Raw genomic sequence first — 20,063 nt, 5'->3', positions numbered from 1 at the left:
ACATTTATCATGAGCAATAAAGATTTTTATGAAATTCTGGGCGTGGCCCGCAGCGCAAGCGACGATGAAATTAAAAAAGCCTACCGCAAACTCGCTATGAAATATCACCCCGACCGCAATCAAGGTGATGCCGAGGCGGAAGAAAAATTTAAAGAAGTGCAGAAAGCCTATGATATTTTGTCGGACAAACAAAAACGGGCATCTTATGATCAATTCGGCCATGCCGGTGTCGATCCGAACATGGGTGGCGGCGGCTTCGGTGGTTTCGGCGGTTTTGGAGGAGCACAAGGTTTTGATTTCGGGGATATTTTCAGCCAGATGTTCGGAGGAGGTGCTGGCGGCGGCCGCCAACAGAACTACCAAGGTGCCGATTTGCAATATGCGGTAGAAATCACATTGGAAGAAGCGGCCAAAGGCATTAAAAAGCGCATTACCATTCCGACTTATGAAGAATGCGATGTGTGCCACGGCAGTGGAGCGAAGCCCGGCACATCGGCCAGCACTTGTTCCACCTGCCACGGCAGCGGCACCATTCATGTGCGCCAGGCCATTTTTCAAATGCAGCAAACCTGCCCCACCTGCCACGGCACGGGCAAAGAAATCAAAGATCCGTGCGTGAAATGCCGCGGCGAAGGCCGGGTGAAAACCAGCAAAACCGTTGAAGTGAATATTCCGGCAGGTATCGATAACGGCCAGCGCATCCGCCTGAGCGGGGAGGGCGAGCCGGGTATGCACGGTGCGCCGAGTGGCGATTTGTATGTTGTGGTGCACGTTACAGAACACAAAACATTCGAGCGCAACGGTTTGGATCTGCATTGCGAAATGCCGATCAGTTTTGCTATTGCCGCACTGGGTGGTGAGGTGGAGGTGCCGACGCTCGACGGCAAGGTGAAGCTGAGTATCCCCAAAGAAACCCAAACCGGTCGCCGTATGCGCGTAAAAGGTAAAGGCATCAAGTCGTTGCGTTCGAGTGCGGTGGGGGATTTGTATTGTCATGTGGTAGTGGAAACGCCGGTTAACTTAACCGAGCGTCAGAAAGAATTGCTGGAAGAGTTTGAAAAAATCTCTACCGGCATGGAGCGTTCGCAAACCCCCCGCCAGAAATCGTTTTTCGATAAAGTCCGCGACATTTTCGATTGATGCGGGCATGGGCGAAGTATGGTTTCAGACGGCCTGAGAAACCTAAGGCCGTCTGAAACTTTATGGGGGCAGGCGGATAGGACTGTTTGCCGGCAGCCTGCCGCAAACCGTTGAATATGAAAGCAGCGTATGCAAAAGATCACTCTAATTGCCGCTTGTGCGGAAAACGGCTGTATCGGCATCAATAACACCATGCCGTGGCATTTGCCTGAAGATTTTGCTTTTTTCCGTTCCTATACCACCGGCAAGCCCGTGATTATGGGCCGCAAAACATGGGAATCGCTGCCGAAAAAGCCGTTGCCGGGCCGCCGCAATATCGTGGTCAGCCGTCGGGCGGATTATCCGGCGGAGGGGGCGGAAGTTATGCCCGATTTGCCGGCCGCGCTGGCGGCTTGTGCCGAAGATGCCGAAGTCATCATTATGGGCGGGGCACAGATTTACACCGAAGCACTGTCGGCCGCTACCGATTTGCGGATTACCGAAGTCGGGTTGAATGTGGAAGGCGATGCGTTTTTCCCAACAATCAGTAGCAGCGATTGGCAAGAAACAAGCCGTGAAGCTCATACGGCGGCAAGCGGCACGGATTATGCGTTCGTGCATTACGAGCGTTTGCGGTAGTTTGGTTGTTTTGCATATGAAGGCCGTCTGAAAAACACCGTCCGGTTTTCAGACGGCCTTCATACATTTCCGCAGGGTTTTACGGCCAAGCTGTTATAATTCTGCTTTATCTTTAATTATCTTCAAATACAATATTAAAGCTTTCATGATGCAAGAACATTACCAACCGTCTGCCGTCGAGCCGGCGGCGCAAGCCAAGTGGGCCGAAGCCCGTATTTTCAACGTGGCCGAAGACACTTCCAAACCCAAATACTACTGCCTCTCCATGTTCCCCTATCCCAGCGGCAAGCTGCACATGGGGCATGTGCGCAACTATACTATCGGCGATGTGCGCAGCCGCTTCAAACTGTTAAACGGTTTCAACGTGTTGCAGCCCATGGGCTGGGACGCCTTCGGTATGCCCGCCGAAAACGCCGCTATCGACCGCAAAGTCGCCCCCGCCAAATGGACGTATGAAAACATCGCCTATATGCGCAACCAGCTCAAAAGCCTGGGTTTTGCCATCGACTGGGAACGCGAATTCGCCACCTGCACCCCCGAATATTACCGCTGGGAACAATTGTTCTTCACCAAACTGTTCCAAAAAGGCGTGATTTACCGCAAAAACGGCACGGTCAACTGGGATCCGGTCGACCAAACCGTATTGGCCAACGAGCAGGTTATCGACGGGCGCGGCTGGCGTTCCGGCGCGTTGGTGGAAAAGCGCGAAATCCCGATGTATTACTTCAAAATCACCGACTACGCCGAGCAGCTTTTGAACGACTTGGAAGGTTTGGACTGGCCTGAGCAGGTGAAAACCATGCAGCGCAACTGGATCGGCAAATCGCGCGGTATGCAGGTGCGCTTTGCCGTGGCCGAAGACAGCAAAGCCGGTTTGAGCGGCGGTTATGCCGAATTTTTGCAGGTGTATACCACCCGCCCCGACACGCTGATGGGTGCCACTTATGTGGCCGTGGCCGCCGAGCACCCGCTGGCCGCAGCCGCTGCGGAAAACAGCCCCGAACTGCAAGCCTTTATCGCCGAATGCAAGGCCGGCAGCGTGGCCGAAGCCGATATGGCGGTGATGGAGAAAAAAGGCATGCCCACGGGCCGTTATGTGGTGAACCCGCTCAACGGTGAACGGCTGGAAGTGTGGGTGGCCAACTATGTTTTGTGGGGTTACGGCGACGGCGCGGTGATGGCCGTGCCCGCGCACGACGAGCGCGATTTTGAGTTTGCCGACAAATACGGCCTGCCGGTTAAACAGGTAATCGAGCAAGACGGCCAAAGCTTTGATCCGCACGAATGGCAGGAATGGTACGGCAGTAAAGAAAACATCCGCTTAGTGAACAGCGGCGAATTCGACGGACTGGACTTTCAGACGGCCTTCGACAAAATCGGCGCCAAACTGCAAAGCCTGAACGCGGGCGAGCCGAAAACCCAATACCGCCTGCGCGACTGGGGCGTATCGCGCCAACGCTACTGGGGCTGCCCGATTCCGATCATCCACTGCGAAAGCTGCGGCGACGTGCCCGTGCCCGAACAGGATTTGCCCGTGGTGCTGCCCGAAAACGTCGTGCCCGACGGCTCCGGCTCGCCGCTGGCGAAAATGCCCGAGTTTTACCAAACCACATGCCCCTGCTGCGGCAAACCCGCCAAGCGTGAAACCGACACCATGGATACCTTTATGGAATCGAGCTGGTATCAGTTCCGCTATATGTCGCCCAAGTTTTCAGACGGCATGGTGGCACCCGCAGCACAAGCCTACTGGCAGCAGGCCGACCAATACATCGGCGGCATCGAACACGCCATTCTGCACCTCTTGTACGCCCGTTTCTTCACCAAACTGATGCACGAAGAAGGCATCGTGGGCGTGAAAGAGCCGTTTCAAAGCCTGCTCACGCAGGGCATGGTGTTGCAGGCCACCTATTACCGCGAGCCGGAAGGCGGCAAAAAACAATGGTTCAACCCCGCCGAAGTGGACGTGCAAACCGATGAAAAAGGCCGCCCCGTGGCAGCCGTACTACATTCAGACGGCCTGCCCGTTACCATCGGCGGCGTGGAAAAAATGTCGAAATCAAAAAACAACGGTGTTGACCCGCAGCAAATCATCGATGCCTACGGCGCCGACACAGCCCGCCTGTTTATGATGTTCGCCAGCCCGCCCGAGCAATCGTTGGAGTGGAGCGACGCCGGCGTGGAAGGCGCGCACCGCTTCCTGCGCCGCCTGTGGCGCACCGTTTACGAGTTTAAAAACAGCGGCGGACCCGTGGCAGCCTTTAATGGCAGCCAAGACACATTGGGCAAAGAGCTGAAAGACCTGCGCCACAAGCTGCACAGCACCATCGCCAAAGTGGGCGACGACTACGGCCGCCGCCAGCAGTTCAACACCGCCATCGCCGCCGTGATGGAGCTGCTCAACCAATTCGATAAAACCGACACCTCCGGCGGTCAGGGCCGTGCCGTGGCGCAGGAAGTGCTCGAAGCCGCCGTGCGCCTGCTGTGGCCGATTGTGCCGCACATCTGCGAAGCCCTGTGGGGCGAGCTGAGGCCGTCTGAAACCTTATGGGTGGCAGGCTGGCCCGCAGTTGACGAAGCCGCGCTGGTCAAATCGGAAATCGAAATCATGGTGCAGGTAAACGGCAAGCTGCGCGGCAAAATCACCGTTTCCGCCGATGCGCAGAAGGGCGATATCGAAGCCGCTGCGCTGGCCACCGAAGGTGCGGTGAAGTTCATGGAAGGCAAACCGGCGAAAAAAATCATCGTCGTGCCGGGGCGCTTGGTGAACATCGTGGTTTGACGCCGGCGCTTTTCCAACATGGCAAAGGCCGTCTGAAAGATTTGTTTTCAGACGGCCTTTGGTTTTGATGTGGTAAACAGATGAGCCACTATGGCCAACCAACTTAAGAAGAAGTACATTCGTCATACTCGGGCTTGACCCGAGTATCTTGAGTTTCAGAAAAATTTGGGATACTCGGGTCAAGCCCGAGTATGACGGAACTGTTGCTGAAGTGGTTTAACTATACCCCTCTTCCGTACACACCGCCGCCTTGCCCACTTTCGCCATATCCCAATGTTTCACCGCCCAAGCCAATAATTCAGACGGCCTACCGGTTGCGGGGGCGGGGGGTAGGTTCAGATAGCCCATCACCTGCCGCAGCAGTTGTTCGCGCTGCGTTAAATCCAGTGCGGGGGCGAGGGTTTGTTTCGACCATTTCTGGCCGTGGCGGTTGACCAAGAGCGGCAGGTGGGCGTAGTGCGGGGTGGTAAACCCCAAACAGCGTTGCAGCCAAATCTGGCGCGGAGTGGAAACCAGCAAATCCTGCCCGCGCACGATGTGGGTGATGCCTTGTTCGGCATCATCGGCCACTACGGCCAGTTGGTAGGCCCAAAAGCCGTCGGCGCGCAGCAGCACGAAGTCGCCGATGTCGCGGGCGAGGTTTTGGGCGTAGCGGCCGACCACGGCATCGTGAAAAGCAATGGTTTCATCGGGTACGCGCAGCCGCCAGGCAGGCTGTTTCGCCAAATCTTGTTCAGACGGCCTGTAATCCGCCCGGCCGCATTTGCCGTTATACACAAAACCGTCGGCGCCCATGACGGCGGCGGCCTGCCATTCTTTGCGGCTGCAATGGCAGGGATAAACCAGCCCCGCCGCTTTCAGACGGCCTAAGGCTTCGCAGTAAAGCGCGTGGCGGCGGCTCTGATACACGACTTCGCCGTCCCATTCGAAACCGAAGGCTTCAAGCGTGCGCAGGATATGGCTTGCCGCGCCTGCCGTTTCGCGCGGCGGGTCGAGGTCTTCCATGCGCACCAGCCAGCGCCCGCCGTGTGCTTTGGCATCGGCGTAGGAAGCCAGCGCGGTGAGCAGCGAGCCGATGTGCAGCAGGCCGGTGGGGCTGGGGGCGAAACGCCCGATGTAGACGGGGGTGTGCATGGCGGGTTGACGGATGGGGTGTTACGGACAGAGCGGTTTCAAAGTCGAAAAATATCAAAAACTAATGATGCCGGGCAGGTGTTTTCAGACGGCCTCAGATTAACATTTGTGTTATACCCGGGCTTAACCCGGGTATCTTTGTGTTTTAAAAACAGCGGCAGATACCCGGGTTAAGCCCGGGTATAACGGGCAATCAGATTATTCCGCCAACCCGAAACGGTTGCAGATGCGTTCGGCCAACGCCGCCGCACTCAGGCCCAGATCGTCGAGCAGCTGTTGCGGGTCGCCGTGTTCGGTAACGGTGTCGGCCACGCCCAACAGCAGCACGGGTTTGCAGATATTGTGTTTGGCCAGCACTTCCAGCACCGCGCTGCCCGCACCGCCTTGTTCGGCGTTTTCTTCGGCGGTTACCAGATAATCGTGGGTTTGCGCCAGCCGCACAATCAGCTCTTCGTCTATAGGCTTCACAAAACGCATATCGGCCACGGTGGCGTTCAGCGTTTCGGCGGCGGCCAGTGCGGGCTGTACCATGCTGCCGAAAGCGAAAACGGCGGTGCGGCTGCCTTCGCGTTTCACCACGCCTTTGCCCACGGGCACGGTTTCGAGGCCGTCTGAAACGGCGGCGCCGCAGCCCGAACCGCGCGGATAGCGCACCGCCGAGGGCGCGTCTGACCGGTAGCAGGTGGAAAGCAGCAGGCGGCATTCGTTTTCATCGCTGGGGGCGGCCACCACCATATTGGGAATGCAGCGCAGAAAGCTCAAATCATACAGGCCGGCATGGGTGGGGCCGTCGGCGCCGACGATGCCGGCACGGTCGACAGCAAACAAAACGGGCAGGTTTTGCAGGGCAACGTCGTGGATAAGCTGGTCGTAGGCGCGTTGCAGAAAGGTGGAATAAACCGCCACCACGGGCTTGGCGCCTTCGCAGGCCAGGCCGCCGGCAAAGGTTACGGCGTGCTGCTCGGCGATGCCCACGTCGAAATAGCGGTCGGGGAATTTCTGTTCGTATTCCACCAGCCCGCTGCCTTCGCGCATGGCGGGGGTAATGGCGATCAGGCGCGGGTCGGCGGCGGCCTGGTCGCACAGCCAGCGGCCGAAAATCTGCGTGTAGGTAGGTTTGGTGGCGGGTTTGGGCGGAAATTTTTCGGTTTCTTTGCCGCCTTCCTGCGCCAAAGTGGAAACGGCGTGATATTTCACGGGGTCGTTTTCGGCGAGTTTGTAACCTTGGCCTTTTTTGGTGATCACATGCAGGATTTGCGGGCCTTTTTTGCCGCGCAGCTCTTTTAAAACGTGAACCAGCTGTTCGACGTCGTGGCCGTCGACGGGGCCGGTGTAGTGGAAGCCGAAGTTTTCAAACAGAGACAGCGACTGCTTGGCGTGCTCGGCTTCGCCCGCAATGGTTTTGATTTTGTGTTCGACCTTTTGGGCGATTTCGAGTGCGCCGGGCAGTTTGTCGAGCACTTTGGTCGATTGCGCCTTGATGGTGGAGAGCAGGCCGTGCATATCGCGCACCACGTTGCGCGCCAGATATTTGGGCAGAGCGCCGACATTGGGCGAAATCGACATTTCGTTGTCGTTCAGAATCACCAACAGGTCGATATCCATATCGCCCGCGCAGTTCAAGGCTTCGAAAGCTTGGCCGGCAGTCATCGCGCCGTCGCCGATTACCGCCACACTGCGGCTGGTTTTGCCCGCCAGTTTGTCGGCCACCGCCATGCCCAACGCCGCACCGATAGATGTGGAAGAGTGCCCCACGCCGAAAGCGTCGTATACCGATTCGCCGCGTTTGGGAAAGCCCGCCAGCCCGCCGTATTTGCGCATGGTATCCATGCGGTTTTTGCGGCCGGTGAGGATTTTGTGCGGATAGCTCTGGTGGCCAACGTCCCACACCAGATGGTCTTCGGGAGTGTGGTACACATAATGCAGCGCCACGGTCAGCTCCACAGCGCCGAGATTGCTGGCGAAATGGCCGCCGGTTTTGCCTACCGATTCCAGCAGAAAAGCGCGCAGTTCGGCAGCCAGTTGCGGTAACTGCTTGGTGTCGAGCCGGCGCAAATCCTGCGGCAGGTCGATGGTGTCGAGTAATGGGGTTTGGCTCATGGCGTGGTCTTTGTTATCTGAAACGGCGTGTAATGGGCGATTATAGCAAGAGATTGTGGAAACCGCCGTGCAGATTTGGGGAACAGTTCAATCCTTTTCAGACGGCCTTGCCCTGGCTGTCATAAAAAAATAATTGCGCCTGCCGGGGTGAAAATTCCGACGGTTTCTTTTACACTAGCGGCTGTTGGTATTTTTTGGAACATTCCCATGAAATTTCGCACATTATCTTTAATGGTTGCGGCATTGCCGGCATTGTCTGCCTGCAAGCCGGAGCAGGCGGCGCAAGCGCCCGAGGTTTCAGCGGCGAGTGCCGCACCCGCGCCTGCGTCCGCAACGGTGGAAACACCGGCAGCCGAAACGGCATCGGCGCCCGCCGATATTCCTTTGGGCGGCAATTTGGGCACGGCCAAAGATGCGGCTTGGCAGTCTTACCAATGCGACGGGGGCAAAACGCTGGATGCGCGTTATTACCGCGAAACCGACGAACCCACTGCAGAAGTGCGCGTTGGCGGCCAAACGCTGACGCTGCCCTACAGCGGGGAATACAGCAACGAAGATTTGACCGCATTCGGCAACGGCACTTACACCTGGACTGTCGGCAACCAGTATCAAAGCGATTTTTATAAAGAAGACAACGGCTTTCTGGTGCGGCACGAGCAGCAGAAAGTGGACGGCGAAACGCTGCCGGTGGATTCGATTGTGATGAAAAACTGTCTGCCCGCATAGTTAAAAACAGGCGGAAAATGCAAGCGTAAGGCCGTCTGAAATTTTCAGACGGCCTGTTTGTTACGCGTTACGCCGGCTGCACAAAATAAAAAAGACTGCCAGTTGCAGCCTTTTCTATTCCAAAACATCCGCCAATCAGCGTTTGAACATATTGCCGAATTTTTGGTTGAATTTGTCCACGCGGCCGGTGGTGTCGACGATTTTTTGCTGGCCGGTGTAGAACGGATGGCATTGCGAGCAAACCTCGATGTTGAAGCTCTCTTTAGCCATGGTGGATTTGGTAACGAATTTGTTGCCGCAAGAGCAAGTTACGTTAACTTCGTGGTAATCGGGGTGGATATCTTGTTTCATTTTATTTCCTTTCGGTGAGCGGGCATAGGGGTTGTGCCTATGCTTCAAAGACAAGCTGCGCAGTATTGCCGTTTGCCGCCGTTTTGTCAAGCCTGTGTTGCGGCTTGCGGTTTAATTTGCAACAGTTTTTTGCTAAAATCGCGCCATGCCGACACACGCAAAGAAAGCAACCCCGCATGGCCTACCAGCAAATCACCATCGCCGTTAACGACCACACCGCAGAGCGCCTTGCCGATGCGTTAATGGCGCACGGCGCACTTTCCGCCGCTATCGAAGACGCCTACGCAGGCACCGCCAACGAGCAGGCGATTTTCGGCGAGCCGGGTATGCCTGCCGAACAAATCTGGCAGCAGAGCAAAGTAATCGCCCTGTTCGACGAACAAACCGATGCTGCGCCGGTTATAGCCGCCGCAGCCGACGACTGCAACATCGCCGTGCCCGACTACGACACCGAATACCTGCCCGAGCAGGATTGGGTGCGGCTCACGCAGGCGCAGTTCGAGCCGATTCAGATTTCGGAGCGTTTGTGGATTACCCCTTCGTGGCACGAAGCGCCCGGCGGCGGCACCGTCAACCTGCAACTCGATCCCGGCCTTGCGTTCGGCACCGGCAGCCACCCCACCACCCGCCTGTGCCTGCAATGGCTTGACCGCCATTTGCAAGGAGGTGAAGCCGTGCTGGATTACGGCTGCGGCTCCGGCATTCTCGCCATCGCCGCCTTGAAATTGGGGGCAGGCAGCGCCGTTGGTGTGGATATCGACGAGCAGGCCATCCGGGCCAGCAACGACAACGCCGCCCAAAACGATGTGCCCGCGCGCTTCTATCTGCCCGATGCCCTGCCCGAAGGCCGGTTCGATGTTGTGGTGGCCAATATTCTCGCCAACCCCCTGCGCCTGCTCGGCGGCCTTTTGGCCGACCGCACCAAGCAGGGCGGCCGCATCGTGCTTTCGGGCATCCTCGACGAACAGGTTGAAGAAATGAGCGGTATTTACAGCGAATGGTTTGATTTGTCGCCCGCACAAACCGACGAAGGCTGGGCGTGTTTGAGCGGTGTGAAGCGCTGACGGGTGTCCGTCCGGTAAACGGCCGGAGCTTCCCTGCCAAGCCTCAGGCCGTCCGAACGTTCAGACGGCCTTTTATCCTGCAGCCCCAACCCAGGTAATGGGTTGCTATAAAATGCCGTCCGGCCGGTAAATCCTGTATAAAAAAGCTGTTGGCCGCTTTTTTCGGCCGTATTCAGCACGGCATGTTTGGGTTGGCCGAACTGCCGCTGTTTTGCGATACAATGTTTCTATTTTTTCAATCCGCTACGCACGAAAATGACCCAAGCAACTCCCGAATCACTGTTCCAGCAAGGGCACGAGCTGCTGCTGAAAAACCCGGACGACTGTGCCGCCGCCGTCCCCCTGCTGCTGGAGGCCGCCCAAGCGGGGCATATCGAGGCCGCATTCCAGTTGGCAGGCTGCCTGCTCAACGGTGCGGGTGCACGCCCCAATTACAGCGCCGCCCGCCATTGGCTCAAGGTGGCGGCGGAAGGAGGCCATCCGTATGCCCGTTACAACCTTCTGCAGCTGCGCGCCGCCGACGGCGAACACTTCGAGCAGCAGATCGGCGAGTATACCGACTTGGCTGAAAGCGGCGTGCTGCATGCCCAGCTGCGGCTGCTGGAATATTGTGCCGACCAAAAAGACCCGCAGGCCGTGCATTGGGCCGAACTGGCCGCCGCGCAGGGCAATGGCGATGCTCAGCTTTATCTTGCCAAATACTGGCAGCAGGCACCCGAACCGGATCTGGCACGGGCACACGAACTGTTTACGCAGGCCGCCGCACAAGGCGTTACTGCGGCCCATTGGCTGCTCGGCAACCAATACCGCTATGGCCAGCATGTTGAAAAAAACCTGCAAAAAGCCATAGAACATTTCATTCCTGCTGCCGAACACGGGTTTGGTGCCGCGCAGGCCGCACTGGGTGAGGTGCTGTTTGAGCAGAATAACGGTGAATCCATAAACTGGCTTGAAAAAGCTGCAGCGCAAGGTGATGCCGATGCTTTGGCGACACTGGCCGAGGCTTATCTGACCGGCAGGTTTGTGGAGCGCGACCATCAGCAGGCCCGTAAATATGCTTCTGCGGCCGCCCGCCGCAACCATCCCAAGGCCCTGCGCCTGCTCGGTGATATTTTCCGCTACGGTTTGGGTGTCGAAGCCGATACCGGTACCGCCCGCCGACAATACCGGCGGGCTGCCGAGTTGGGCGATATGGCGGCACACAAAAAACTGCTTACCGATACCGCGCTTACCTCTAAAGAAGATTATGAAGAAGCCAAGCAGGCGGCGCTGATGTTCCAAAAAGCCGATCAGGATTACCAGGCCGCTTTCGCCTGCCACTACGGCTTGGGGCGCGATCAGGATTATTTTCTGGCGCGCAAACTCTATCTTCAGGCGGCCGAGCTGCACCACCGCAAGGCGCAAACCAACCTCGGCATGATGTATTACAACGGACAGGGCGTGGATGCCGATCCCGATCAGGCCGCCTATTGGTTCGAGCAGGCCGCCAATCAGGGCGATCCTATGGCCCAATACAATCTCGCCTGCCTGTACTACCACGGCCTGGGTGCGCCGCAAAGCACCGCCACCGCCTGTACCTGGCTGCAAAACGCCATCGACAGCGGCCACGAACATGCCGACCAGCTGCGGCAGCTGCTGCAGCAGTGGCAGCGGGAAATTCCGGGATAGGGCAGTCTGCCGCCGGTCGGTTTTAAGGCGGATTCTGCTTTGCAGCAATTTTTAATTAATGTCTGTATTATTTTGATTTAACAAGGTTTCCGGTTATTTTTCCAACCGGTTCGGCAGATCGCGAGAGGGTTTTATCGTTCTTCCGCCCGAAACGGCAAAGGCCGTCTGAAAATTGTTTTCAGACGGCCTTTATGTTCTTTTTTATCAGCGGATAATACCGCGCGAAGAGGTGTCGAAAAAGTTTTTAAACACCGCCAGCTCAGGGGCGGTTTCGGCCATTTTCAGCACTTCGGCCTTGGCTTCTTCCAAACCCAAGCCTTGGCGGTAGAGGATTTTATACACGTCTTTCACGCGGGCGATTTGTTCGGGCGAAAAACCGTTGCGGCGCATGCCTTCGCTGTTGAGGCCGGCCGGTTCGGCGCGGTAGCCCGAAGCCATCACATAGGGCGGCACGTCTTTATGCACGCCGGCGGCGAAGGCGGTCATGGCGTAATCGCCGATTTGGCAGAACTGGAACACCAGCGTGTAGCCGCCCAACACCACATAATCGCCGATGGTAACGTGCCCGGCCAGCGAGGCGTTGTTGGCGAAGATGGTGTGGCTGCCGATTACGCAGTCGTGCGCCAGATGCACATAGGCCATAATCCAGTTGTCGTCGCCGATGCGGGTTTCGCCGATGCCGGTAACGGTGCCGGTGTTGAAGGTGGTGAATTCGCGGATGGTGTTGCCGTTGCCGATAATCAGGCGGGTGGGTTCGCCGCGCCATTTTTTATCCTGCGGCTGGGCGCCGAGGCTGGCAAACTGGAAGATTTTGTTGTTTTCGCCGATGGTGGTGTGGCCTTCGATTACGGCGTGCGGCCCGATTTCGGTGCCTGCGCCGATCTGCACATTCGCGCCGATAACGGTGTAGGCGCCGACTTTAACGCCGGAATCCAACTCGGCCTTGGGATCGATGACGGCGGTGGGGTGGATTAAGCTCATTGAGGCTTTCCTTTGTTGACAGGCCGTCTGAAAACCATTTGCCGGGTTTCAGGCGGCCTCTGCGGAATTACTTACCGACTACGCGTTTGGCGCACATAATCACGGCTTCAACGGCAACCTGGCCTTCAACTTTGGCCACGGCGTTGAATTTGCCGATACCGCGTTTGTTGGTAATCAGCTCCACTTCAAACACGAGCCGGTCGCCCGGAATCACTTGGCGTTTGAAACGGGCGTCATCGATGCCGGCGAAGAAGAAGAATTCGTCGTCTTTGCGGCCGCCTTCGCTCAGAATCGCCAGTGTGCCGCAAGCCTGCGCCATCGCTTCGATAATCAGCACGCCGGGCATCACGGGCAGGTCGGGGAAGTGTCCCTGAAACTGCGGCTCGTTCATGGTAACGTTTTTAATCGCGGTGAGGCTTTTCATGCTCTCGAACGCGGTGATGCGGTCGATCATCAGAAACGGGTAGCGGTGCGGAATCAGTTTGTGGATGTCTTTGGCTTCGATGGGGAGGTTGATTTCCATGGTTATTCCTTATTATTTTCTGCGGATTGCAGGGAAGGTAAGGCTTTTTCAAGCTGCTTGATGCGTTGGTTCATTTCGCTCAGCCGGCGGATATGGACGGCGTTGCGCGCCCATTCTTTATGGGTTTGCATCGGATACGGGCCGGCAATGTGCTGGCCGCTTTCTTTGATGCTGTGGGTGATGCTGCTGCCGCCGCCGATGGTGGTTTTGTCGGCGATTTCGATGTGTCCCACCGTGCCGACGCCGCCGCCGATAATGCAGTAGCTGCCGACGGTTACGCTGCCGGAAATACCGGTTTTGGCGGCAATCACGGTGTGCGGACCGATTTTGCAGTTGTGGCCGATTTGCACCTGGTTGTCGATTTTGGTGCCGTTGCCCACCACCGTGTCGCTCATCGCGCCGCGGTCGATATTGCTGTTGGAGCCGATTTCCACATCGTCTCCCAACGTTACGCCGCCGGTTTGCGGAATCTTAAACCACGAATCGCCTGCAAACGCCAAACCGAAGCCGTCGGCGCCGATAACCGCGCCGGAATGGATTTCCACACGGTGGCCCAGCGTGCAGCCGTGATAAACCACGGCATTGGGGTGGATAACGACTTCGTCGCCCAATCTGCAGTTGTGTTCGACCACTGCGCCGGCCAGAATGCGGCAGCCTTCACCGAGCACGGTACCGGCGCCGATATAGGCGTGCGCGCCGATTTCGCATCCGGCGGGAACGGTGGCGCTTTCTTCGATAACGGCAGTCGGGTGGATGAGGCCGCTGGCTTTTTCAACCGGCGAAAACAGCCGCGCCACTTTGGCAAAATAAAGATAGGGGTCTTGCGCCACAATCAGGTTGCGGCCTGCAAATTCATCTGCCGCTTTGGGCGAGACAATCACCGCGCCTGCCGCACTGGCGGTTACGTCGGCTTTGTATTTGGGGTTGGCCAGAAAGCCGATATGCCCTGCCTGAGCTTGCGAAAGCGGTTTTACGGCGTGTACGGCAACATCTTCGCCGTGCCATTCTCCGCCGAGTTCGGCGGTAATTTGCGATAAGGTGTAGGAAGTTCGGGTGGTCATGGGGAAGCTTGCTTTATGAACAGGTTATGAGGCCGTCTGTATTCGGTTACGGCACTGCACCCGCAGCCTGTTTGTAACAGGCGTAACAGGCCGTCTGAAAACAGCCGGTGTCAGCGGCGTGCGTTTAAGGCCTTGATGACGCGGTCGGTAATATCGTATTTGCTGCTGACGTAGACCACGTCTTTCAAAATCAGATCGTAGCCTTCTTTTTTGGCTAAATCTATAATCACCCGGTTGGCGTTTTGCTGCAAGGCGGCGAATTCTTCGTTGCGGCGAAGGTTGTATTCTTCGGCCAGTTTTTCCTGTTGCAGGCGGAATTTCTGAACAAGTTCGCCAAGTTGGCGCACGGTGGCTTCACGCTCGGCTTCGGTGAGTTTGCCCGAAGCCAGTTTTTTCTCTAAAGCCGCTCCTTCCTGTTGGATTTTCTGCAACGCTTTATGTTTGCCGCTGAATTCTTTTTCCAGCGTTTTCTGAATGCCTTGGGCCTGCTTTGATTCCAGATACAGCCTCTCGGCATTAATAAAGCCGATTTTCTGCATGCTTTCGGCGGCGGCATTGCCCATCAGGCACAGGCCCAATACGGCGGCGGCGCACCAATGCGCCCAATGTGATGTCCGGTTCATATAAAGTCCTTCTGCTTATCCCCTGAAGCCGAAAAGGCGGCATCTTGCGCCAAACGGGCAAGATGCCTTCACGTTTTAGAATGTGGTGCCCAGTTGGAACTGGAAGCGTTGGATTTCATCGCCCTGCTTTTTCTTGATCGGATAGGCATAGCTGAATTTCATCGGACCCAGGGGTGAAAGCCAGGTTACCGCTGCGCCGGCGGAATAGCGCAACTCCTCTTTAAAGGTGGATTTATGGGAGGTTCCGGTGCCGTAAACGTTTTGCGCACCGCCACTGGTGTAATGGGTGTCGCTGCTGCCGTCGTTATAGGTTTTGCCGTCCCACACGCTGCCTGCGTCGGCAAACAGGCTCAAGCGCACGGTGCGCGAATCTTTAATGCCGGGCATCGGGAACAGCAGTTCGGCACTGGCGTTGGCTTTTTTGTTACCGCCGTAACTGATAACGTCGCCGTAACGGTCATACACTTTCGGACCGAGTGTGCCGCTCTCAAAGCCGCGCACGGAGCCTAGGCCGCCGCCGTAGAAGTTTTCAAAAAACGGCATTTCTTTGGTTTTGCCGTAGCCGTTGCCGTAGCCCACCTCGCCGCCGAGCATCAGCGTAAGGTTCTTATTCAGGGGGAAGAACCACGTTTGGTTGTGGGTTAGGGTGTAATATTGCAAATCGCTGCCCGGCAGGCCGATTTCGCCGTTGACGTTGGTCAGGTAGCCGCGGGTCGGCCACAGGGCGTTATCCGTTTTGTTGCGCCCCCAGCCGATGTTGCCTTTGTAAACCCAGCCTTTGAATTTGCCGATGCCGCCGTTACCCTCTCCGTGATCGTTGATGAAGTCGCGGTAGCGTTTCGGTGCGCCGTCATAAGTGTTTACAGTCAGATGTTCGGCTCCCAAACCGAAATTGACGCGGTCGTATTCGGTTACCGGCACCCCCATGCGGATGCCCGTACCCATTGTGGTGGTTTTGTATTGCTGTGTGCTCGAGCTTGCTTTGCGCGGATCGTATTCCCTGCCGTAAATATCGTAGCCCAAGCTCACACCGTCGGGAGTGAAATACGGCTCGGTAAACGACAGCGACGCGTTTTTGGTGGTTTTACTGCGCGAAATGCGGGCGGATGCGGACTTACCTGTGCCGAACAGGTTGTCTTGCGCCACACCTACCGACATCACCAAACCAGTATCCTGCACCCAGCCGGCGCTCAAATCAAGAGAGCCGGTGGAGCGCTCTTTCAGCGACATGTCCAAATCCACCTGATCGGGCGTGCCTTCTACGGGTTTGGCTTCAAACTGTACATCGTCGAAATAGCCCAAAAGTTCTACCCGTTCTTTGGAGCGCTGCAGTTTGGAAACATCGTAAGGGGCGGCTTCCATTTGACGCAGTTCGCGGCGGATAACTTCGTCACGGGTTTTGTTGTTGCCGGAAATATTGATTTCGTTTACATAAACTTTGCGGCCGGGGTCAACCGTGAGCACGAAATCAACAATTCCGGTTTCGGGATTGGGCACGGGCTGCACGTTGATTTCGCTGAAGGCATAACCGGCGCTGCCCATGGCCGTCTGCATGGCTTGCAGGCTGTCGACCATTTTCTGGCGCTCGTAGCGTTTGCCTTCTTTCATCTTCAGCATCTTATACAGATTTTCTTTCGGCACTTCGCGGGTGTCGCCTTCAATCTGCACTTTTCCCCAGCGGTAGCGCGGGCCTTCATGTACTTTCACATGAATGGTCTGGCGGGTTTTGTCTTCGTTGGTTTGGATATAGGTGTCAAGTACGCGGGCTTCGAAGTAACCGTTGTTTTGGTAGAAATCGGTTACTTTTTCCATATCCTGGGCAAATTTCTGCTCGTTGAAACGGTTGTTGCGGGTGAGCCAGCTCATCGCGCCGGTTTCGCTCAGCGACATCTGGCGGCGCAGTCTGCGGTCGGAATATTGTTCGTTGCCTTCAAATTTGATATCGGTGATTTTGGTGGTGGCGCCTTCGTCGATTTTTACGTCGATGGCTACGCGGTTACGCGCCAGCTTGGTAACGGCGGGGGTGATTTGCACCGACTGCTTGCCGCGGGTGATGTATTCCTGCTTCAAGCCGGCCAGTGCTTCGTTGAGTTTGGCTTGGTCGAACGGCTGCGACTGCATCAGGCCGAAAGCATCGAAATTTTTCTTGATGGCTTCGTTTTGCAGCATTTTCGCGCCGGTGATGTTGACGCTGCTGATGGTCGGGCGTTCCACTACGGTGAGCAGCACCTGGTTGCCGAGGGTTTCTACGCGCACATCATCGAAAAAGCCTGTGGCATACAGGTTTTTGATGATTTCTTCGCTTTTGGCGTCGGTGAACGTATCGCCGATTTTTACCGGCAGATAGTTGAACACCGTGCTCGGTTCGGTGCGTTGGAGGCCTTCTACGCGGATATCCTGAATGGTGAAGTCGGCCATAGCCAGCGGCGAGAGGCCGACTAACATCAAAGTTGCAGCAATCTGTTTCAATTTCATAACATTATCCAAACAAACGGGTTATATCGTTAAAGAAGGCCACCATCATCAGCATCAGCATGACGGCAAGGCCGAAGCGCAGGCCGGCGGCCTGAATGCGCTCGCTCAGCGGTTTTCCGCGTATCCATTCGGCGACATAATACACCAAATGCCCTCCGTCCAAAACCGGAATGGGCAATAAATTCATGATTCCTAAGCTGATACTGACCAGGGCGAGAAATTCTATATAGCTTTGCAGGCCGTATGAAGCGGTTTTACCCGCCATGTCGGCAATGGTTACCGGGCCGGAAATATGGCTCAAAGATGCCTGTCCGGTCAACAGTTTGCCGAAAAATTTCACCATCATCACCGAATAATCGGCGGTTTTCTGCCAGCCCATCTCAAATGCCTGAGGCACGGTGGGGGTGTATTCGTGGCGGATTTTCTCCATCCACGCCTGATCGCTCTGCGGGGCAACGCCCGCCTTGCCGATCAAGGTGCGGTCGGGCAGCTCTTCCGAATCGGGGCGTAAGCGGGTTTCTAAGGTTCGGCCGTCGCGCAGGTATTGTATGGTCAGGCTTTTTCCGGGATTTTGGCGGAACAGCGCCGACCAGTCCGACCAATAGTGCAGCTGCCTGCCCTCGGCGGCCACCAGCGTATCGCCTTTTTTCAGACCGGCGGCGGCGGCGGGGCTGCCTGGCAGCACCTCGCCCAATGTGTTGGTGATTTTAAACGGCAACAGGCCGATGTGCCCCTGCTGTTTGATGACCTGCCCGGCATCCGGGGTGCCGGCGATGTCGATGGTGCGCACGGCGTTTTGGCCGCTTTGGGTTTCTACGGCCACGTTTACCTTAACCGATTCGAGGTTGAGCACGATTTCATTGCGGGCGGCCGACCAGTCGTTTACGGCCACGCCGTTAACCGACACGATTTTGTCGCCGGGCACGAAGCCTGCGCGAGCGGCGATGCTGGCCGGTTCTACCGTGCCCACATACGGGCGCAGCTCGGTAACGCCCATCGAAAAGCTCAGCCCGAACAACAGCACGGCCAGCACCAGATTGGTGAGCGGGCCGGCCGCCACGACGGCAATGCGCTTGGCGGGATGCTGTTTGTCGAAAGCATACGGCAGATCGGCTTCGGCCACGTTGCCTTCGCGGGTATCGACCATTTTCACATAGCCGCCCAGCGGTATCGGCGCCAGGCACCATTCGGTGTCGCCGCGCTTTTTCTTCAGAAACGGCTTGCCGAAGCCCACCGAAAAGCGCAGCACCTTCACGCCGCACCAACGCGCCACGATATAGTGGCCGAATTCGTGCAGGCTGACCAAAATCAAGATGGCGGCGATAAAGGCCGCAACTGTAGTTAACATGGGTTCCCCAAAGTTTTGTTTTCTTTCGTTTGAAACAGTGTTTTCAGACGGCCTGCCGCTTTATCGGGCCGTCTGAAAAGGTTTTGATTTTACAGCAGTCTGTACGGCTTATTACAAGAGGGTTTGCACAATGGTTACAGAACTTTAAACACCGGCCGCCGCCGCCGGTTGTCAGACGGCCCCTCTACCGCGCCAGCGCGGCAATACCGTTTTGTGCCTGCGCGCGTGTTTGCGCATCTTGCGCCAGCAGGCTGCCGACATCGTTGAGGCCGTCTGAAAAACCTTGTTCCAAGCAGTGCGACACCACGCGGGCGATGTCGGTAAAGCGGATTCTGCCTGCCAGAAAGGCGGCTACGGCTTCTTCGTTGGCGGCGTTCAACACGCATGGTGCGCCGCCGCCCGCGTGCATGGCATCATAAGCCAGTTTCAGGCAGGGATAGCGGGCAAAATCGGGCTCGCGGAAGGTTAGGGCCGACAAGGCGCCGAAATCCAGCGCGCCCACGCCCGATTCGATGCGTTCGGGCAAACCCAGGCAATAAGCAATCGGCGTGCGCATATCGGGGTTGCCCATCTGCGCCAGCACCGAGCCGTCGCGGTAGCGCACCATGCTGTGGATAACGCTTTGCGGGTGTACCACCACTTCGAGTTTTTCGGGCGGGCAGTCAAACAGCCAGTGCGCTTCAATCAGTTCCAAGCCTTTGTTCATCATGGTGGCGGAATCCACCGAAATTTTCTGCCCCATCGCCCAGTTGGGGTGTTTGACCGCCTGCGCGGGCGTGATGCAGTCGAATGCGGCCAAATCCGTATCGAGAAACGGCCCGCCCGAGGCGGTGAGGATAATCGACTCGATGCCGTGCGCGTTCAGACGGCCTGAATAATCCTGCGGCAACACTTGGTAAATGGCGTTGTGTTCGCTGTCCACCGGCAAAATTTCCGCACCGTTTGCGCGGGCGGTTTCCATAAACAGTGCGCCCGACACCACCAGCGTTTCTTTATTGGCCAGATAAACGGTTTTACCTGTGGCTGCAGCGGCCAGTGCCGAAGGCAGTCCGGCCGCACCCACGATGGCCGCCATCACGCCGTCAACCTCGCCCGCGCTTGCTACGTCAGTCAGGGCTTGCGCGCCGTAGAGCACTTCGGTGCGGCAGCGGGCGGATTCCAGCAACTGCTCCAACGCGGCGGCGTGTTCGGCATCGGCCACTACGGCAAACTGAGGGTTGAAGCGTTCGCACTGCGCGGCCAGCTTCTGCACCTGTTTGTGCCCGGCCAGCGCGAAAATACGGAATTTTTCGGGGTGGCGCGACACCACGTCGAGCGTGCTTTCGCCTATGCTGCCGGTGCTGCCCAAAATAGTTAAGACTTGTTGTGTCATGGTTTGGTTCTTTTGATTCAGGCCGTCTGAAAACACGATGCGGCCTACGTTTGGTTTCAGACGGCCTATATATAGCGGATAAACAAAAGCCGAAACAAGG

General features: G+C 56.9%; 16 protein-coding genes. 6 read left to right on the top strand and 10 right to left on the bottom strand.

What is annotated here, in order from left to right:
• The first annotated feature begins 9 nt into the window (after positions 1-9).
• The 3 genes from dnaJ (at position 10) to leuS (ending at position 4,537) form a co-directional block, all read left to right on the top strand.
• A complete protein-coding gene (gene dnaJ / locus Q3970_RS04550) occupies positions 10-1,140 on the top strand; it encodes a molecular chaperone DnaJ (RefSeq protein ID WP_303099418.1) in 1,131 nt (376 codons plus the stop codon).
• Between the two features lie 129 nt (positions 1,141-1,269).
• Positions 1,270-1,758, top strand: coding sequence for a dihydrofolate reductase (locus Q3970_RS04545; protein ID WP_303099417.1), 489 nt, complete (start codon positions 1,270-1,272; stop codon positions 1,756-1,758).
• A gap of 148 nt (positions 1,759-1,906) precedes the next feature.
• Positions 1,907-4,537 carry a leucine--tRNA ligase gene (leuS, locus tag Q3970_RS04540; protein WP_303099468.1) on the top strand — a complete coding sequence of 877 codons (2,631 nt, stop codon included), beginning with the start codon at positions 1,907-1,909 and terminating at the stop codon, positions 4,535-4,537.
• A gap of 216 nt (positions 4,538-4,753) precedes the next feature.
• Here the strand turns inward: leuS and gluQRS are convergent, their stop codons facing one another.
• Together gluQRS and dxs are read right to left on the bottom strand one after the other, a co-directional pair.
• On the bottom strand, positions 4,754-5,671 hold the full coding sequence (gluQRS, locus tag Q3970_RS04535) for a tRNA glutamyl-Q(34) synthetase GluQRS (RefSeq protein WP_303099416.1): 918 nt from the start codon (positions 5,669-5,671) through the stop codon (positions 4,754-4,756).
• Between the two features lie 198 nt (positions 5,672-5,869).
• Positions 5,870-7,771, bottom strand: a complete 1,902-nt coding sequence (gene dxs, locus Q3970_RS04530; protein WP_303099415.1) for a 1-deoxy-D-xylulose-5-phosphate synthase — start codon at positions 7,769-7,771, stop codon at positions 5,870-5,872.
• Positions 7,772-7,978: 207 nt separating this feature from the next.
• Here dxs and Q3970_RS04525 point away from each other — a divergent pair, with 207 nt between their 5' ends.
• The gene (locus tag Q3970_RS04525) at positions 7,979-8,497 is read left to right on the top strand and encodes an MliC family protein (RefSeq protein ID WP_303099414.1); all 519 of its coding nucleotides are present in this window, start codon (positions 7,979-7,981) and stop codon (positions 8,495-8,497) included.
• Positions 8,498-8,632: 135 nt separating this feature from the next.
• Here Q3970_RS04525 and rpmE read toward each other — a convergent pair whose 3' ends face one another.
• Positions 8,633-8,848: a 50S ribosomal protein L31 gene (rpmE, locus tag Q3970_RS04520; protein ID WP_303099413.1), complete on the bottom strand. Its 216-nt coding sequence runs from the start codon at positions 8,846-8,848 to the stop codon at positions 8,633-8,635.
• Between the two features lie 176 nt (positions 8,849-9,024).
• On the opposite strand from rpmE, the gene prmA reads away from it, so the two are divergent.
• Both prmA and Q3970_RS04510 read left to right on the top strand, forming a co-directional pair.
• A complete protein-coding gene (gene prmA / locus Q3970_RS04515) occupies positions 9,025-9,912 on the top strand; it encodes a 50S ribosomal protein L11 methyltransferase (RefSeq protein ID WP_303099412.1) in 888 nt (295 codons plus the stop codon).
• A 255-nt stretch (positions 9,913-10,167) separates the two neighbouring features.
• Complete coding sequence (locus tag Q3970_RS04510) at positions 10,168-11,580, top strand: tetratricopeptide repeat protein (RefSeq protein ID WP_303099411.1); 1,413 nt, start codon at positions 10,168-10,170, stop codon at positions 11,578-11,580.
• 204 nt (positions 11,581-11,784) lie between these two features.
• On the opposite strand, the gene lpxA is transcribed toward Q3970_RS04510, so the two are convergent.
• The 7 genes from lpxA to ispC form a co-directional block, all read right to left on the bottom strand.
• Positions 11,785-12,561: an acyl-ACP--UDP-N-acetylglucosamine O-acyltransferase gene (gene lpxA / locus Q3970_RS04505; protein WP_303099410.1), complete on the bottom strand. Its 777-nt coding sequence runs from the start codon at positions 12,559-12,561 to the stop codon at positions 11,785-11,787.
• 67 nt (positions 12,562-12,628) lie between these two features.
• Positions 12,629-13,084, bottom strand: coding sequence for a 3-hydroxyacyl-ACP dehydratase FabZ (fabZ, locus tag Q3970_RS04500; RefSeq protein WP_303099409.1), 456 nt, complete (start codon positions 13,082-13,084; stop codon positions 12,629-12,631).
• Between the two features lie 2 nt (positions 13,085-13,086).
• Positions 13,087-14,145: a UDP-3-O-(3-hydroxymyristoyl)glucosamine N-acyltransferase gene (gene lpxD / locus Q3970_RS04495; protein ID WP_303099408.1), complete on the bottom strand. Its 1,059-nt coding sequence runs from the start codon at positions 14,143-14,145 to the stop codon at positions 13,087-13,089.
• 110 nt (positions 14,146-14,255) lie between these two features.
• Complete coding sequence (locus Q3970_RS04490) at positions 14,256-14,768, bottom strand: OmpH family outer membrane protein (protein WP_303099407.1); 513 nt, start codon at positions 14,766-14,768, stop codon at positions 14,256-14,258.
• A 75-nt stretch (positions 14,769-14,843) separates the two neighbouring features.
• A complete protein-coding gene (bamA, locus tag Q3970_RS04485) occupies positions 14,844-17,243 on the bottom strand; it encodes an outer membrane protein assembly factor BamA (RefSeq protein WP_303099406.1) in 2,400 nt (799 codons plus the stop codon).
• 4 nt (positions 17,244-17,247) lie between these two features.
• The gene (gene rseP / locus Q3970_RS04480) at positions 17,248-18,591 is read right to left on the bottom strand and encodes an RIP metalloprotease RseP (protein ID WP_303099405.1); all 1,344 of its coding nucleotides are present in this window, start codon (positions 18,589-18,591) and stop codon (positions 17,248-17,250) included.
• Between the two features lie 184 nt (positions 18,592-18,775).
• Positions 18,776-19,963, bottom strand: coding sequence for a 1-deoxy-D-xylulose-5-phosphate reductoisomerase (gene ispC, locus Q3970_RS04475; RefSeq protein WP_303099467.1), 1,188 nt, complete (start codon positions 19,961-19,963; stop codon positions 18,776-18,778).
• Positions 19,964-20,063: the final 100 nt, after the last annotated feature.

Source organism: Neisseria sp. (genome assembly GCF_030530745.1).
GTDB lineage: Bacteria > Pseudomonadota > Gammaproteobacteria > Burkholderiales > Neisseriaceae > Neisseria.
This window is presented reverse-complemented; position numbering and strand designations above follow the sequence as displayed.